Source organism: Shewanella sp. NKUCC06_TVS (assembly GCF_019345515.1).
Taxonomy (GTDB): domain Bacteria; phylum Pseudomonadota; class Gammaproteobacteria; order Enterobacterales; family Shewanellaceae; genus Shewanella; species Shewanella oncorhynchi.
This window is the reverse complement of record NZ_JAHKQX010000002.1, coordinates 101,653-119,249: the sequence shown is the minus strand read 5'-3', so window position 1 is coordinate 119,249 and position 17,597 is coordinate 101,653. Positions and strand designations below refer to the sequence as shown.

The 17,597-nt window shown below is 45.8% G+C and carries 13 protein-coding genes; 7 read left to right on the top strand and 6 right to left on the bottom strand.

Annotated features, from left to right (window positions below):
• Nucleotides 1-485: 485 nt before the first annotated feature.
• The 4 genes from KO531_RS02640 to KO531_RS02625 all read right to left on the bottom strand — a co-directional run bounded on the left by KO531_RS02640 (nucleotide 486) and on the right by KO531_RS02625 (nucleotide 4,141).
• Entirely contained in the window at nucleotides 486-890 is a 405-nt protein-coding gene (locus tag KO531_RS02640) for a GreA/GreB family elongation factor (protein WP_219250317.1), read from the bottom strand.
• Between the two features lie 622 nt (nucleotides 891-1,512).
• Nucleotides 1,513-1,647, bottom strand: a complete 135-nt coding sequence (locus KO531_RS02635; protein ID WP_105250029.1) for a DUF2474 domain-containing protein — start codon at nucleotides 1,645-1,647, stop codon at nucleotides 1,513-1,515.
• A gap of 101 nt (nucleotides 1,648-1,748) precedes the next feature.
• A complete protein-coding gene (gene cydB / locus KO531_RS02630; protein ID WP_219250316.1) occupies nucleotides 1,749-2,756 on the bottom strand; it encodes a cytochrome d ubiquinol oxidase subunit II in 1,008 nt (335 codons plus the stop codon).
• Nucleotides 2,757-2,806: 50 nt separating this feature from the next.
• Nucleotides 2,807-4,141 carry a cytochrome ubiquinol oxidase subunit I gene (locus KO531_RS02625; protein WP_219250315.1) on the bottom strand — a complete coding sequence of 445 codons (1,335 nt, stop codon included), beginning with the start codon at nucleotides 4,139-4,141 and terminating at the stop codon, nucleotides 2,807-2,809.
• Nucleotides 4,142-4,299: 158 nt separating this feature from the next.
• On the opposite strand from KO531_RS02625, the gene KO531_RS02620 reads away from it, so the two are divergent.
• Both KO531_RS02620 and KO531_RS02615 read left to right on the top strand, forming a co-directional pair.
• A complete protein-coding gene (locus KO531_RS02620; RefSeq protein ID WP_131523876.1) occupies nucleotides 4,300-5,739 on the top strand; it encodes a PLP-dependent aminotransferase family protein in 1,440 nt (479 codons plus the stop codon).
• A gap of 123 nt (nucleotides 5,740-5,862) precedes the next feature.
• Nucleotides 5,863-7,161, top strand: a complete 1,299-nt coding sequence (locus KO531_RS02615) for an aminotransferase class I/II-fold pyridoxal phosphate-dependent enzyme (protein WP_131523875.1) — start codon at nucleotides 5,863-5,865, stop codon at nucleotides 7,159-7,161.
• Between the two features lie 120 nt (nucleotides 7,162-7,281).
• On the opposite strand, the gene KO531_RS02610 is transcribed toward KO531_RS02615, so the two are convergent.
• Both KO531_RS02610 and KO531_RS02605 read right to left on the bottom strand, forming a co-directional pair.
• Nucleotides 7,282-10,530 carry a DUF2339 domain-containing protein gene (locus KO531_RS02610; protein WP_131523874.1) on the bottom strand — a complete coding sequence of 1,083 codons (3,249 nt, stop codon included), beginning with the start codon at nucleotides 10,528-10,530 and terminating at the stop codon, nucleotides 7,282-7,284.
• A gap of 212 nt (nucleotides 10,531-10,742) precedes the next feature.
• Nucleotides 10,743-11,879: a methyltransferase gene (locus tag KO531_RS02605; RefSeq protein WP_219250314.1), complete on the bottom strand. Its 1,137-nt coding sequence runs from the start codon at nucleotides 11,877-11,879 to the stop codon at nucleotides 10,743-10,745.
• Between the two features lie 83 nt (nucleotides 11,880-11,962).
• Between KO531_RS02605 and KO531_RS02600 the strand changes: the two genes are divergently transcribed.
• The 5 genes from KO531_RS02600 to KO531_RS02580 all read left to right on the top strand — a co-directional run bounded on the left by KO531_RS02600 (nucleotide 11,963) and on the right by KO531_RS02580 (nucleotide 17,318).
• A complete protein-coding gene (locus KO531_RS02600) occupies nucleotides 11,963-12,577 on the top strand; it encodes an alpha-ketoglutarate-dependent dioxygenase AlkB (protein WP_219250313.1) in 615 nt (204 codons plus the stop codon).
• 152 nt (nucleotides 12,578-12,729) lie between these two features.
• Nucleotides 12,730-13,050, top strand: a complete 321-nt coding sequence (locus KO531_RS02595; protein WP_028761572.1) for a BolA/IbaG family iron-sulfur metabolism protein — start codon at nucleotides 12,730-12,732, stop codon at nucleotides 13,048-13,050.
• A gap of 253 nt (nucleotides 13,051-13,303) precedes the next feature.
• Nucleotides 13,304-14,422, top strand: coding sequence for a TRAP transporter substrate-binding protein DctP (gene dctP, locus KO531_RS02590; protein ID WP_219250312.1), 1,119 nt, complete (start codon nucleotides 13,304-13,306; stop codon nucleotides 14,420-14,422).
• A gap of 167 nt (nucleotides 14,423-14,589) precedes the next feature.
• Complete coding sequence (gene luxS / locus KO531_RS02585; RefSeq protein WP_028761570.1) at nucleotides 14,590-15,099, top strand: S-ribosylhomocysteine lyase; 510 nt, start codon at nucleotides 14,590-14,592, stop codon at nucleotides 15,097-15,099.
• Nucleotides 15,100-15,263: 164 nt separating this feature from the next.
• The gene (locus KO531_RS02580; RefSeq protein WP_219250311.1) at nucleotides 15,264-17,318 is read left to right on the top strand and encodes a TonB-dependent receptor; all 2,055 of its coding nucleotides are present in this window, start codon (nucleotides 15,264-15,266) and stop codon (nucleotides 17,316-17,318) included.
• The last annotated feature ends 279 nt before the right edge of the window (nucleotides 17,319-17,597 follow it).

Genomic DNA, 17,597 nt, shown 5'->3' with positions numbered 1-17,597 from the left:
AAAGTGAAGGTTACTATCCGAACCCGCGCCGCAAATCGGTTTCGATAGTTGGGCTCAATTTTTTATTTCAAGCTTTAATTGAGACGGTTTATTTATAAAGAGTATAAAAATAAATTTAACGATTGAGGCGCCGTGCTAAACCTCTTAACCCCTTTGCTGTTTTACTCTAAAGCGCTGCCATGACTTATACGTAAATAGTTGCAAAGAGTCGTTAATTGCAGTGTTAAACTTATCTAAAGTGTCTCTTTAATAAATATCGCGGCCAGTTAATGACTTCAAAATAACATTCCCTCTTATTATATTATGTTGAAAATGCCGCTATAAGCCGCCGCTAATAGCGAGTTCAAAGCATGTTGCCACTGAATTGAACATGCTTTATTTTAAAATGCTTACAATCTAATAATCATATCTTTAAAATTTATGAAATTTTATCAAGTAGCAATACTCAATAGCCATTTACAAAAAGTATGCCCAAATGATTTTTTCTATACAGACTTTTTAGGTTGTTTTTTCGTTAAACTGACATCTTTAATCATAAACAGAACTGGTTTGCCTAAAATGCTCACCTCTGCCAGTTCGCCCTTTGATAACCCAAGTAAGCTGACACCTAAATCTGATATGACAGAGAAACGTCTTGCACTGGGTTTATGCCTTGGTGGATACACGAGTTCAATTTGGTACTCTTGCTGATCCTGCAGATTAACTAAGTGAATTTCCCGTCCCACAGTCACTTTATCACTCGTCGTATCATGCTTTAGCTGCTCAAGCTTACTAATCACGCCTGCCAAAGCCGTTGGGCGTAGAGAGGCATTAAAACTGTTTTGTAAATAATAGGTTTCAGTTTTTAGAATAAAATTATGGAAAAGACCACTAAAAAAAGAATATGCCATTGCCGCCTCTGAAATAACAAATTTAAAATATAAGCATAGAAATTAAAATGAGTATTACTCTGTGCTTATTTCACAAGAAGTTATAATTCTGCCGAGCGCGAGTGACGCTCGGCTTAGACTGGGAATTTGAGCGAGAGGCGGATTGAGCTTACTGAACTAGATGTGTTAGCTAACACATGGGAAAATAGTGATGAAAATGCAGTGCTAAACATAGTGTTACATCTCCAGTCAAAAGTTGATATTCGATTGATTATTTATTTTTGTATATCGATTTAGTATATCGGCCTTGCTGTTAACTAAATCTCGCCATTAACTAAATAAGTAATTGCTTGGCTGATACCATAGGTCAAGTAAAAATATAAAGCAAGCCTAACTAAGCTAATCTTGCTGAATATACTGATAACAGTAAAGCTGGATTTAACATAGTTTTAACTTTGCTACATTGGGGCTAGTCTTCGTCAATTTAATGCTAGCACTCGTAAAGTAAACTGAGCACTTGTTAATTTGGCGGAACTGAAAGCCAAATTAATTCAACCATTGAATGTTCTAGTGCATTGTCGCTAGATGCTATGGGCACTAACTGAATTAAGCCTTAATATAAGCTTCTAAAGTCAATATTTACTTAGGTTGTTAAGCCCGCACCTTTTAAAAGTATTTTGATACACATAGAGACGAGGAACAGACAGCTTACGCTTGTACACCAAATCAGCACTAACCAGCCGAGTCGATAGGCGAGGGATTTCGTTTGGGTCGTCATGTTGATCTCCTGCATATGTAAAGTCATCTAAGGTGAATCAGCGACCTAAGCCAAGTTGGCTTCAGTCGCGTTTTGGGAAGCCTCTTTTACCTGAGTCATGGCTAGTGATAGCCTGCATCCTTGGTTACTTTGCCGCGGAACACGTAGTAGCTCCAAAAGGTATAAACCAAAATCAGCGGGATGATCATCAGGGCGCCGACGAGCATAAAGCTTAGACTGCTGTCGGGGGCTGCTGCCTGCCAAAGGCTGATGTTGGGTGGAATAATGTGCGGCCAGATGCTGATCCCTAAGCCACTAAATCCTAAGAAAATCAGCCCTAGAGTGAGTAGAAATGGCTGATAGTTATCATCACGATTTAGGGATTTTATCAAGGCCCAACTGCAGGCTAATACCAGTATTGGCACTGGGGCGAAGTAGAATAAATTCGGTAAACTAAACCAGCGCAGGGCAATATTGGGTTGCACAAAAGGCGTCCATAAACTGACTAAACCTATGGTCATAAGCAGGCATAAGGTCAGTGCTCTACCGAGTTGTTGCATGGCCGTTTTAAGCTCGCCTTGGCATTTTTTCACCAGCCAAGTCGCGCCGAGCAGAGCATAGGCCAGCATAAGGCCAAATCCACAGAAAAGTGAGAAGGGCGTTAACCAATCGAAACTACCGCCGCTAAATTGTTGGTTACTCACCGAAATGCCGGAGATAAACGCCCCCAGCACTACGCCCTGTGAAAAGGTGGCCGTGATAGAACCGAACATAAACGCTTTATCCCAGAATGGTTTAGCTTCTGCACCCGACTTAAATCTAAACTCAAATGCCACGCCGCGAAAAATCAATGCCAGCAGCATGATGAGCAGCGGTATGGTTAGTGCTTCGAGCACTATGGCATAGGCGAGGGGAAAGGCACCGAGCAGACTAGCGCCGCCGAGCACTAACCAAGTTTCGTTACCATCCCAAACGGGGGCGACGGTATTAACCATAATATCCCTGTCGTCTTCGTCGTGAATAAAGGGAAACAGTATGCCGATGCCGAGATCAAAGCCATCCATCACGATATACATCAAGGTGGCAAAAATGATGATCCCGAACCAAATCAAGGGTAGATCGAATTCCATGGTGAGCCCTTAAATATGCTTAAGATTGAATAAGTAAAACTAGATTAAAATTAATGGCTTGTTGCTGCGCTATCTGGCCCTTTGCGGATGAGTCGCATCATATAGCGATAACCAATGCCAAAGATGCCGCAGTAACTGACGATGAAAATCCCTAGGCTGATACTCAGGTGGGTAACGCTGTGGGAAGACACCGCATCCTGAGTGCGCATCAATCCTTGGATCACCCAAGGTTGACGGCCAAGCTCGGTGGTAAACCAACCCGCTAGTGTCGCGAGCAATCCGGCGGGGCCGAGCACCAATACAAATCGCAGAAAGTGTTTGTTGCTGTAGAGGCTGCTTTTGCACCTGAGATAAGCACTCCACAGTCCAGCAAAAATCATCAATAAGCCTAAGCCAACCATGAGCCTAAAACTCCAGAACACTAAAAACACATTGGGTCTGTCCTCGGCGGGATACTCAGTCAAGGCTGGCACTTGTTTGCTTAAATCATGCTGTAAGATCAGGCTCGCGAGCCCTGGGATTTCGAGACTGAAGTGGTTTTTCTCTGCGTCCATATCGGGAATCGCAAACAAGATAAGCGGTGTGGGTTTGTCACCCTCATTACGCCAATGACCTTCCATCGCCGCGACTTTTACAGGTTGATATTCAAGGGTATTTAAGCCGTGAAAATCACCAATTACAGCTTGCAGCGGCGCGACAATTAACGCCATCCACATCGCCATAGACAACATCTTACGGATCGCGGGTGTATCGTTACCTTTGAGTAAATGCCAAGCCGCCGATGCACCCACAAAGAAAGCCGATGAAATAAAGGCCGCCACTGTCATATGGGCTAAACGATAGGGAAATGAAGGGTTAAACACTATCTGAAACCAATCCACAGGAATGACGCGATTGTTCACAATTTCAAAACCTTGGGGCGTCTGCATCCAGCTGTTTGAAGCTAAGATCCAGAAAGTTGAGATAATAGTGCCCGTGGCGACCATACAAGTGGCGAAGAAATGCAGGTTTTTGCCTACCTTCTGCTGACCAAATAGCATGACCCCCAGAAAACCCGCTTCGAGGAAGAAGGCGGTGAGGACTTCATAGGTGAGTAGCGGCCCAGTTACGCTGCCCGCGAAGGCGGAAAAAGCACTCCAATGGGTACCAAATTGATAGGCCATCACTATGCCTGAGACCACGCCCATGCCAAAGTTTATGGCAAAAATCTTCGACCAAAATTGATAGAGTTGTTGGTAAACCTCATTCGCTGTTTTCAGCCATAAGCCTTCTAATACTGCTAGATAGGTGGCGAGGCCGATAGTGATGGCAGGGAAAATAATGTGAAAAGAGATGGTAAAAGCAAATTGGATCCTAGCGAGTACTGTGGCATCAAAATCAAACATAATTTCCTCGAGCGATAGGCATTTCTCGTTACAAAGGCATTGTTCTAGTCGCGTTCATTGAGCCCTATATAGGCTCGACGGCGAACGCTTGTGTGCTATTAGACCATGGGATATGCTGGCTATAACAGACACAGAATATCTTGACTTGGCTATAACAGATGACGAAGTACGAGCAGTTAGCGCAGGAATTAAAGACACGAATAGCCCAAGGTGTTTGGCAGGCGGGGGACAAGTTGCCGTCGCTGCGTCAAACTGTGGCCGATTCAGGCTTGAGTCTGATGACAGTGCTCAATGCCTATCAGCTATTGGAAAGCCAAGGCGTGATCTCGGCGCAGGCTAAGTCTGGCTATTTAGTGGCGCCAAAGCCGGAATTAATCGCGCGGCAGGGAGAAGCCTTTCGTTATCCCGAGCGACAAAAGCCGATTTATCTTTCCGATAGCGTGGATATTAATGAGTTTGTATTCAATGTGCTGCAGGCTTCAAAGCAGGCGGACATAGTGCCCTTTGGCTCAGGATTTCCCGATCCTAGTTTATTCCCGCAACAAGCACTGGCGCGATCTTTGGTTAAGGTGACTCGGCACATGTCACCTTCTTTTGCCGCCGATAATTTACCGCCAGGAAATTCGGGATTGCGTAAGGCTATCTCCCAACGTTATGCCAAATTGGGCATGAGCATTTCGCCCGACGAAATCATCATTACCTCGGGTGCCATGGAGGCGCTCAATTTAAGTTTAGCGACCCTGACTCAAGCGGGGGATTGGGTTGTCATTGAATCACCGACCTTTTATGGCGCGATGCAAGCCATTGAACGACTTAAACTCAGGGCGATTGCGGTCGCGACCGACCCACAACAGGGGATTGATCTCGAGGCGCTGGCCGAAGTGTTAAAAACCTATCCAGTGAAAGCCTGCTGGTTGATGAGCCAACATCAAAATCCCTTAGGTTGCAGCTTATCGGATGCTAAAAAACAGGCGCTTTATCAGTTACTAAACGAGCATAAGGTCAGTCTGATTGAGGATGATGTTTATCAAGAACTCTATGTCGACTCCAGCGCGCCAAGGCCAGTAAAAGCCTTCGATACCGAAGGACGGGTGTTGCACTGTGGCTCATTTTCTAAGTCTTTGATTGCTGGTTATCGTGTCGGCTGGGTGGCGGCGGGATGCCATGCACCGCAGTTACAACGCTTACAAGTCATGTCGACGTTATCGACCAGTGCGCCGATGCAGCTCGCCATCGCCGATTTTATTCAGTCGGCGCAATATGAACGGCATTTGAAACAGTTACGTAAAAAGTTAGCCAGCCGTAAATTGGCCATGTATCAATTATTGTGCGCGCATCTGCCCGAATCTGTGGGGGTCAACTTCGCGCAGGGCGGCTATTTTCTCTGGTTAGCGCTGCCATCACACATGGACGCTACACAAATTTATTATCAGGCGATTGAGCGTGGGATCAGTATTGCACCCGGAAATCTCTTTAGTAATCAGGTCGAATTCCGCCATTTTATGCGTTTGAATGCCTCATACGAGTGCTCGCCAGAGATAGTCTCAGCCGTCGTGGTGCTGGCCGAACTTATCCGCAACAATTTGCGCCGAAGTTAAAGGCTGTGGTCAAAAAGTTTTAGACTTCTAGATGTCTATCTGTTAGCTTGTTGAACATGCACAAATCTTGTGCAATTCTCAATGTCGATTGAATACTGGGCTGCTACGGATAAGGAAGGGAAAATGAAATTAGAGTCACTGGCATTACACCATGGTTATGAGTCAGAAGCGACCACGAAGGCGGCCGCAGTACCTATCTATCAAACGACCTCTTATACCTTCGATGATACCCAGCATGGTGCTGATTTATTTGACTTAAAAGTCGCTGGCAATATTTATACTCGGATAATGAATCCTACCACTAGCGTGCTAGAGCAACGTCTGGCGGCCATTGAAGGCGGCATAGGTGCGCTGGCCGTAGCATCGGGTATGGCGGCGATTACCTATGCGATTCAAGCCCTGACTCAAGTTGGTGATAACATCGTCAGCACCAGTCAGCTCTATGGCGGCACTTACAATCTGTTTGCCCATACATTGCCGCGCCAAGGCGTTGAAGTGCGTATGGCGGCTTTCGATGATTTTGAAGGCCTCGATGAGCTGATCGATGACAAAACTAAGGCCTTATTCTGCGAATCGATTGGTAATCCAGCGGGCAATATTGTCGATTTACAACGTTTAGCCGAGATTGCCCATAAGCATGGCGTGCCTTTAATTGTCGATAATACGGTCGCGACTCCAGTGTTATGTCGCCCCTTTGAGCATGGCGCCGATATCGTTATTCATTCTTTAACTAAATACATTGGTGGCCATGGCACGACGATTGGCGGCGTGATTATCGATTCTGGCAAGTTCGATTGGGTGGCGAATAAGGAAAGATTTGCCTTACTTAATCAAGCCGATCCTTCCTACCACGGCGTGGTTTACACCGAAGCCTTTGGTCCTGCGGCATTTATTGGTCGTTGCCGTGTGGTACCGCTGCGTAATACCGGCGCTGCACTGTCACCGCACAGTGCATTTTTACTGTTGCAAGGCCTTGAAACCTTAAGCCTTCGAATGGAGCGCCATTGCTCGAATGCCTTGGCATTAGCGGAATATCTGGTGCTGCATCCGGCGGTCAGTTGGGTGAACTACGGCGCCTTGCCGAGCAGCCCTTATCAGGATAATTGCCACAAGATCACTGGCGGAAAAGCTTCTGGGATCATCAGCTTTGGGATTAAAGCGGCCACAGCTGAAGAGGGTAAGCTTGCTGGCGGACGTTTTATCGATGCACTGCAGATGATCCTGCGTTTAGTGAACATTGGGGATGCGAAATCCTTGGCCTGCCACCCTGCGAGCACTACGCACAGACAGCTCGATGCCGATGAACTGGCAAGGGCGGGCGTGTCTGAGGATCTTATCCGTATCTCGGTTGGGATTGAGCATATCGACGACATCATTAACGATGTGGCGCAGGCGCTCGATAAGGCACTGGCGAGCAAATAGCTCGTATCGAATAGTCCATATTAAATAGCCGATACCTCATCGCTTTATTAAATTGTTAACAGTAAAAAGCCGCCATCGATTCAATTTGATGGCGGCTTTTTTAGTGCTTTAAAAACGATGTTAATCTTGCTGTAGTCGATTTCTCGCCTTTTGATAGAAGTAAGAAACGGTCAGCAAAATGACCCCTATCAGCATAAAGGCAATCACCTTTTGCACTAGCTCGAAGGACGCCATATCCAGTAATAGCACCTTGAGCGTCGATAAGGTAAATAGCCCAGCAGCGAGGCGGATCATATCGGCATTTTGTGGTTTTAAGCTGATAAACATCAACACACTGCCATGGATAACCAATAAAATCGCGCTGAGCGGTGCGGCAATCATGTTATCGAAGCTATAACTCCACATGAAGTAACTTAAGGCGAGTAACAGATGCCAACCCCACTTAAGTCCTTGTAAAGGTAAGATGCGTCTATGCAAGCGTATTGCTGCACCGTGCTGCAAGATAAGCCTTGCTAGGAGTGCCAGTGATAAAAACTCGATTAACACAAACGAGGCATTATCACGATTAAGCCCGAGTGTTAGCTCAAAATGCAACATGATGGGCAACAGGGCTAAGCCTAAAGTGAGGCCATAGGCGAGATGGTAGCTTTCCTTTATTGCGGCTTGGATTTCGGCTGCGAGGGGGAATTTTGCGCTATATGAGGATTGGCCTACAGATCTCTGACTTACACCTCTCAGGCTTAAACCTCTTTGGATCAGCAAGGCAAAATAACCACTTAAGGCTAATGCTGTCATGGCTATTCCTACTAGCTCAGAATGATTAAAACCATAAACGATCACGGCCAATACCAGTGCAAAGTAATAAGGGCTCAATTGCCATTGTAGTTGCAGCAAGGGGCGCCAATGCTCGGGTAACTGGCGGTAGCGGAGCAGGGTGAAGCCCATAAACAGGGCGCCAACGGCCAGCGCCGCGAGTCCTTGCCAAGCGTGAATAAGGCATAGCGAGGCTGTCATCAGAACCGCTAGCCAAGTGAGGATTTTGGCCTCTATGTTCAAACTCTTATGTTTAACAAAGTAGGCTAAACCTAGGCTCATAAAGGTGCTCAGCCAGAGTGCGATAGCGGTATATTCCCAATGGTTGCGGATGATTTTGGGCAGCAGAATAAGCGGCAGCAGCAAATAGCAGAAGATTTGCATCGTATAAGCGGCTTTGGCAAATAAGGCATCTTTATAGTGGCGACGATACCAATAATGGGCCAAGAGTAAGGCGGTAAATAACTCAAACCGTGCCAGTTTTGCTATAAGCGGTTGGGCACTAAAGCTAAAACTGCCTGTGAGCGTTACGCCTTCAACAACCTTAAACAGCAGCGGCAATAGTAAGAGCCAAGCAGCAAACTCGCTGATAACGAGTCTGTCCTTTGCGCTCAAATACAGCAGTAATAGGCTGACCAGTGGCAAGATGGCGAGGTAGTAATCGCTGCTCAAAAGGTAAGCCGCGAGGATAATTGTCCCCACATAAAAACCGCTTAATAGCTCTTTTAACACTCTGTTTAGCTGACTTTCTAGGGTCGAAAGTAACGTATGATGGAGTGTTAATAGCCGAATCACTAAGACTAAGGCGGCGCAACTTAAAGCCAGTGCCAACAGTGGAAAGCCAAAAGCTGACAAGGGAGAAATTGGCGCCCCATCGATAAAGCTTGATGCTAAAAGGCTCATGCCCGTCAGTACACTAGACGCATTGAGCCCTAATCCCATCAGCAGCAATACATAGGCTTCGGCGCGAACGGAAATCAGTTCTTCTTTGGTGCCAATCCACAAGAGTAATAAGGCTTCGAGCAGTAATACTAATCCAAGGAAATCGTTGCTGAGTAAATACAGTGCGGCAAATCCCGCAAAACTGCCTGCAAAGACTAACAATAAGCCACTACGGGCTTTTTCTAGGTTGCCTGTGCGCTTCCAATAGAGAGTCAGTTTCCAATAGAGAGCTGCGCAAATCAGTGCGTTGGCCGCAAAGATTTCCCCTGCGAACTCAGTAAATTGCGTCAACTCTAATAACACAAAGGCGAGCAATACTATCGGTAGGGCGAGTATGCGATGGCTCAGTGCATTATGTTTTTCATCATGATGGGTAAACTGCTTGGTAAATAGTAGGCTGGTGATGCCGTAGAGATAAAAGAACGCATTAATACTGATAAGCGCGAGCAGACTGACGCCGCCAACGTCGCTGAGTGGCAATTCAATGAAATGGCTAAAAGCTTCGATGCAGCCTATGTGCAACAGGGCGCTGATTTCCAGTAGCAGCGGCCACTTAAGTTTGCGACTCTGGGCAAGGGCGCCCGCACCAATAAGCACTAAATAAGGCAGATACAATAGCGGCGCATAGCTTTGGGATAACAGCATCATAGGCGCGGTCGAGCCACCGACTAAGGCGATCACGGCGATCACTTTGGCATCTAAGCGCATCGACAGGCCATAACCCGCCAAAGTGATCAATAACAGTAAGATAAAACTCGCGCTATTGGGAATTAACTCAAAATACGGCCCAATAAAGTACGCGCAGAGATAATTAAGTATGAGTCCGAGTCCGACAATACCTGAGCCAAAATCCGCCATGCCGGCGCGTTTTTGGCGAATAAAAATCCCGCCGGCTATGATAGCGTTCGCGCTGGCAAACCCGAGTAGCGCTTTGCCAAGTTCTGAAAACCAATGGTTGATTGAATATTGCAGTAAATAACCAAAGCCTAAGGTCAGGGTGATGATCCCTGCGACAGTCATTAAAAAGACAGGTCCTAATCCCTTAGCCTGATAATGATGGTAGAAAGATTTGACTTGCTCGTTGACTGCCGCAAAGGGTGCCATGACGGCCGCGAGTCCTTGGGATAACAACTCATCAAATTGACTCGCTGCTTGCACGCTTGCCTGCAATTTGACTTCATCACTCAGCTGTTGATTTTGCGCTTGAGAAAGGTGTTCGGTTTTAGTGGCTTGTTCCGTCGGGGTATTTTTCGTTTTTCTTTGCCAAGGGTCTTCTTGCCAAGATTCTGCTGGTATAGGGCCTTGCTGCCATGGGTTGGGTTCTGCTGGGGCTGGTTCTACGGAAGCTGGCTCAAGTGTTGGTGTTTGTGCCGCATAGGTTAATGTAGGCGCGTTATCGGCGGCGGTGAGCACAGATGCAATCGATGAAGCACTCGCTGCCATATTCAGAGTGGTTTCAGCGGCGTCTTCAGCCGCAATTTGCTGACTTAAGGTCTCGAGCTTAGTGGAGAATTCTGCTAATTGACGACCGAGCGAAGATTGCTGCGATAAATGCAGCGATTGTAACTGTGCCAGCTCAGCTTTTAGTTGGGCAACGTCATCCTTTAACGGCATATCTCATTCCTAAGTGTTTAAGTGCTTAACTCATAAACCTTTGTCGGCAAGAAGTGTACTTGTATGTGTATTTTTCGGCTAGTTGTTGTTGATTTTTAGGAAATCTCCGACTGCTGCTTTTCCAACATGTCATTGCTCAGCATAAAAAGAGCCCTGTATAAAAAAGAGCCAAACATTGCTGGCTCTCATTTAACGTGTCAATTTCGATGAGGTTATTTTTTCTGTGCCTGCAGGATCACAAATTTACCGTTGGAGGCGACTGTGGTGCAGTTCTTAAATAAGCGCTGTAATTTTACATGGTAAGCCAGATGACGGTTACCGACGATATGTAAGATCCCCCCCTCTTTCAAGCGACGGCGAGCATCTAAAAACATCTGCCAGGCGATATGATCGGTAATGGCTTCACCTTGATGAAACGGCGGATTACACAGCACCAGATCCGGTTGAACATCATCGGGCAGATGCGTCATGCAATCGTCCCAATAGAAGTGGCCTTTGTCTGCGGATAATTGATTGCGTGCCCAGTTTGCCTTGGCTGATGCGACTGCCATTTCAGAATCGTCGATAAAGTGAATGTCAGCCTCTGGGAATAACTGGGCGGTGCGTAACCCCAGCACGCCATTGCCACAGCCGAGATCAACAATCGACTTAAAATCCCCTTTGGGCAGATTCTCTAGCATGATGCGTGCGCCAATATCGAGTTTGTTGGCGGCAAACACATTACTTAAATTGCTGATCTCAAGTTGATATTCGGGTACGGCCCAAGTCACTTCTTTGGCTAATGGTCTTGGTTTGCCATCACTGACACAGGTGATCACTCGCGTGTTTTTCCACGCTAAACTGGCGCTTGCGAGGCCTAAATGCTTAGCAAAGATGTCGAGTAAGGCGCCATTAATCGATTTGGATTTGGCGGCCACTAATACACGAGTGCCTGCAGGTAACACTTGCGACAAGCGCGTTAGCTGGTGGGCAAAGTAGCTTAAGTTCTTAGGCAACTTCATCAATACTAATGCTAAGTTTTCCGGCAAGGTATCGCGGCTGGTAAACCATTGCAGATTATCCATTGGCAACTGATTGCGGCCATGGTTTTGTTCTGTGCCTAAAAAGCTGGTTCTGGCATCGGTTTCAACAAATAGCGGCCAACTTGGATGTAATTTAGATAAACCGCAGCTTAAGGCGCCGAAATTGTCGTTGATAATGGCGGTTGGCACGGCGGCTTGCTCTGACTCAATAAGGCTTTTGAGTAAGTGTTCATCGGCGGCATCCCAAGCTTGAAGATTAGATTCCTGCTGAGCTGGATACCGTAAGAGTTCGAGTTCAACACCCGCTACTGAAAATTGTGTTGTCATGTGCCACACTGCGCCAATAAATTTAAGGCGCAGATTATCGCAGATTTCATGGCGCAGTGCGACGGCTCACATGGAGGACGTCAATGCAGCAAGGTAAGTTAGGGTTTGATACAGAGGGTGATGCTCAAATTAAACCGCCCATCACCTTAGTGCGGGGTTATCTTAATGCTGAGCAGCAAGCGGCGCTAATGAAAGAAGCGCTGACCTATCCCTTAAATCGCCCTGAAATCCAAGTCTTTGGTCAGTTTCACGCGATTCCTCGCCAGCAAGTGTGGTTTGGCGATTTGGGCTGCGACTATTTATATTCAGGACTGTTTATCCGCGCCTTACCTTGGCCTAAATATGCTCACAAGTTGAGGGATAAGTTAGCGCGGGATTATGGTTTGGAGAGCAATGGGGTATTAGTGAATCGCTACGCCGATGGTAAAGATTGTATGGGCGCCCACAGTGATGATGAACCTGAAATTACTCAGGGGAGTCATATTGCTTCTATTACCTTAGGGGCCACGCGGGATTTTGTGCTTAAGCATAAGCACAGCCAAACCAAGTACAGCATAAGTTTGCACAGTGGCGATCTACTGATCATGCACTGGCCTATGCAAAGTGATTGGTTACACAGTTTACCTAAACGTTTGAAAGTAAAAGAGCCGCGTTGGAACTATACCTTTAGACAACTCATCGTTAATTTCCATGGTTAATTGCCTCCCGCTAACTGCCTATGGTGAAGCACTGCGAAATATGGCTGGATATAAAGTGGTAGGGCATCAACAAATTGAAAGCGTGAATTTGATCTTTTCAATTTGAAGCAGTACTCTGCGGCAACTGGATTTTCCCATTCTGAGACTCGAATATGTCCAATACTCATGTGCAGGGCACTGTGGCTAACACTATTTCGCAGAAATTAACCGAATGCTTCTCGCCGACCCATTTAGAAGTGATTAACGAAAGTAATCGTCACCATGTACCACCGAATTCAGAAACCCACTTTAAAGTTGTGCTGGTGAGCGAGCAGTTTGATGGCTTACGTTTATTAGCTCGTCATCGATTGGTCAACACTCACTTAGCCCATGAGTTAGCCAATGGCGTGCATGCTTTGTCTATTCATACTTTCACTCAAAATGAGTGGGATGCGAATGCACAAGTACCTAATACGCCAAATTGTCGTGGTTAATTAATCGCTCAGTAATACTGTTTAGCTTAGATTTCAAGGCCACTCTTCATAGAGTGGCTTTTTGTTTTAGGCCAACTTAAGACTATTTTTGAGTTTGCCGACCTTAGTTTCTAGTTTCCCTACCTTAGTTTCTGTGTTAACAATATGTTTTATTTTAAGAGGTTGGGTGGTGTGATTGTCGATACCCATCCTGAGTGCATTTCCATGTCAGTTGGATCCATGTACTCGTTTGACATCAGAGAGAGTATTAAAAATGCGTAAGTTAGGGAGTTTGTTTATCTCAGTGCTGCTGATGGGACTGAGCGGTTGTAACCCCGTCTCCAGTGATGCGCAAAGCGTAGCCGCTTCCCACGCCGCAACTGATGTTCCCCATGCTTTACCTGCCATTGAATGGCGTCTTGCGACCTCTTGGCCGAAAAACTTCCCCGGTTTAGGCATGGCTCCTGAGCGTTTTGCGCATTTAGTCGATGAAATGTCTAACGGTCGGTTAAAAATTAGCGTTTATGGTGCGGGTGAGTTGATGCCCGCTTTTGCCGTATTTGATAGTGTGAGTCAGGGTAAAATTCAAATGGCCCACTCAGCCTCTTACTACTGGAGAGGAAAAGCGCCCGCAGCGCAGTTTTTTTCATCGATCCCCTTTGGTATGACCGCACAGGAAATGAATGGCTGGCTTCACTATGGCGGTGGTATGGAGCTGTGGACTGAAGTGTATCAACCCTTTGGTATTATTCCCCTCGCGGGAGGCAATACTGGGATGCAAATGGGTGGCTGGTTTAATAAACCCATCAATACTATTGCTGATTTTAAGGGATTGAAGGTCCGCATGCCGGGCTTAGGTGGTGAAGTGTTGAAACGCGTTGGTGCTGTACCTGTAAATATGGCGGGGCGTGAACTTTATGGTGCACTGCAAACGGGAGCGATTGATGCCGCAGAATGGGTAGGGCCAGTGAATGATCTTGCCTTCGGTTTACATAAAGTGGCTAAGTACTACTATTACCCTGGTTGGCATGAGCCAGGTTCAAATATGGAATTCTTGATTAATACTGCTGCCTTTGAGAGTTTACCTGAGGATTTACAGGCCATAGTCAGAGTTGCTGCGAGAGCCATTAACCAAGATATGCTCGATGAATACACGACCCGTAACGTGACCGCCCTTGAAACGTTAGTGAAGGACGAAGGTGTGGAACTTAAAGCGTTTCCACCGAACGTGTTGTTGGAGCTTGAGAAAATCTCCAAACAAGTGATTGAAGATCAAGCGAATCAAGATCCCTTAATGCGAAAGGTGTACGATGCCTATCACACGTATGAGCAAGGTGTGCGCCAGTACCATAAAATATCTGAGGATGCTTACAGTCAACAGCGTCAACACTAAATGATGGTTTTTTTACTGCAAACTGTCACATTAGCATCTGATTTATATGAGATGATTTCATCTTAGATTATCTTGTTATCGGCGTAATTCATTTGGTGTTATGCTTGCAAGCTATAAATAGACAGTTACAGTGGCGTTGATGTCGCCCTGAGAATTTGGAGATCCCTATGCCATTACTTGATAGCTTTACCGTCGACCATACTCGGATGAATGCCCCTGCGGTTCGTATCGCTAAGCATATGAGCACGCCAAAGGGCGATGCCATTACTGTATTTGATTTACGTTTTTGCGCACCGAATAAAGAGATCCTCAGTGAGCGTGGTATTCATACTCTAGAGCATTTATTCGCGGGTTTTATGCGTGACCATTTAAATGGCAGCGATGTTGAGATCATTGATATTTCGCCAATGGGATGTCGTACCGGTTTTTATATGAGTTTGATTGGTGAACCCACAGAGCGCCAAGTGGCCGATGCGTGGTTAGCCGCGATGGAAGATGTGCTTAAAGTGGTTGAGCAGTCTGAAATCCCTGAGCTGAACGAATACCAATGTGGTACGTATGAGATGCATTCATTAGAGCAAGCACAAGATATCGCCCGTAATATTATTGCTGCAGGCGTAAGTGTTAATCGTAATGACGATCTAAAATTAAGCGATGAAATTCTAGGTAACCTGTAATTGTTCGCACTCTTATAGTATGAGAGTGCTTCTTTAGTAAATTCAGTTTCCTGAAGTAAATAAGAGAAAGCGACGAGAGTCGCTTTTTTTTTCAAGCAAACTCAGCTATTTTACAAGTTAATAACAAAAACACCGTACGCTAACAAAGTTTTTGGGAGCTTGGTATGCCTAGTCGTTACTTCACTGTATCACTTTGTGCAATTTCTGTATCTCTTGCCTGTTCTAGCACAACGTTCGCCGATGATCTTCACAGTCAAATGCTTGAATTGAACAAGCTCAATGGCACATTTCATTCAACGTCTAATCGTTTAGCGTTAGGTCAATTGACGGCTTTGACGGTTTTGCCTGCGGATCTGAGTGGAAATCCCGCGAGCATCAGCATGCGCAGCGCGACTCAAGGTATTGCGGTATTACAAGATAGAGTGTATTTCTCCCCTGCGCCGTATTCGGCACCGCAATTACAACTCTTACCTAATCTGCTGCAACAACAGAGTGTTACTGCCACCCCGATGGCAAATATGGCTGTCGGTGGGCAAGGTGCGTTTGGGGTGGTGAGTTATCAAACCTTACCTGTTGCTGAGCAGACCGAGAATAGTAAGGCGACTCTCGAGGGCAATACCGATTCAGACTACAGTGTCGATATGAATTGGGGAGTGAAGCAAAAAGAGTATGGCATGATACTCGCGGTTAATTATGCAAATAATAGCGGCGCCGATCACTTGCTCAATGGTCAAGACACAGACCACCAAACGACAGACATCTTATTTAAAATCAACGCCGCGAGTTTACTCGGCGCCAGAAGTCCACAGGTGACTGAGTTTACTTACCAGTTTCTCGATGATGATAGTTATCGCTCTCAGCTTGGGTTAACACAGGCCGATTGGCAACAAGATCCTATGAGTTTGTATTCGGCCACTGCGGCGGATAAACATCAGGGGCGACATCATAAGTACCAACTGTCTCACCAAGTTACGCTCAATGGTGGGCATAAGGTCACCACAGACTTTTACTACCAGTCCTATTCGCAGCAATTAAATCAACTCAATCAATTTGATGGGCAAATGCTCGATGCCCAGAGTCTTGCTGCGTTGGCCGCATTTGAACGTCAGCCGACAGTCGATGGCGTCTCACTGGCTTCTTTACAACAAGACAATGATTTCAGCTCCTTTGGGGCACAAACTGAATCAGTGAATCAGTATGGTGCCCATCAAATTATCTATAGCGCCCGTTATCATACGGATAAAGCCGAGATGCACTTTGGCGAAAAACAGAGTCTATGGCAGCAGGACTTGAGTTTAGTGAGTGATGCACAAAATGCGTTATTGGCCTATACCGACGATGCAACTGCATTTACTTCGGCAATCGATTCCTTGTTTAATTGGGACGAATTACAGATAAAGCTCGCGCTTGCCTATGAACAAGTGAGCGTCAATCGCAAGGTCGATTTAGCTTATGTAGGACTGGATGCGGCTGATTTCTCCGACAGCGATTGGATGCCACAACTCGGTGTTTTATATGATGCTGGAGATTGGCGCTTTAGTACGGATATTCGCCGCTCATGGACCGCCGCGAGTGCAGGTAATCTTGAGCAAGAGGCGCAAGTATCGCTGCAATATCAAGTCAGCGCCCAATATGCCAGTGAGCATTTTAGTGCTGACATCAAAACCTACGTTCAAGATTTTGATAACCTGCATGTCAATTGCGATGCGTATACCCAATGCGCCGACAGTCGTTTGTGGGTTCAAGGCAATGTCGTGGATGTACTGACCAAAGGAGTTGAGCTGAGTCTTGGCTACCAGTGGGATATCGGTAGTGTACAGTTACCATTAGTCTTAAATTATCAATATTCGAATTCTGAGTATCAAACCAATAGCTGTAACGAAATCCAAGGTTGCGTTGTGGCTGGTGATAGAGTGGCTTGGTTACCTGAGCAGCAATTGCATTTTAGTGCTGGAATGAAATATGCCGAATATGAATTGAATGCAAATGTCTTTTATCAATCCGAGCGGGAAATGGGCCAATTTGGCACTGAATTACAGCCTATCGCAGTACAATGGCGGGTAGATTTAGCGGCGAATTATCATTTTAACCGTCACCATGAGATTTATTTTAGAGTAGAAAATCTCTTAGATGAGTCATTAGTTACGACAGCATCAAATAGCGGAATTCGATCGGAAAATGGACGTATTAGCTATTTAGGTTATCAATGGCGCTTTTAAATTGAGTTTTATTTTGTTTGAATTTAAATCAATTGAAACAAATAAGATCGATTTCGGCTGCGTTTAGTGGACGTTTCGACTTTTTGCTAAATTAAATCTTTAATTATTAATGCTATAGTACCCAGTGGCCGTAATATTCTCTCTTTCTGATCAGTCACTAGGTCGGAAGGTGAACGCCGTAGCGCATGATTCTTTTCAATCCGTATTTTAGGTTTGAAATCACCTATAATTTTCGTGGCGATGCCAAGTCAATTGGGGTAAAATGCGCGCGACCAGCGT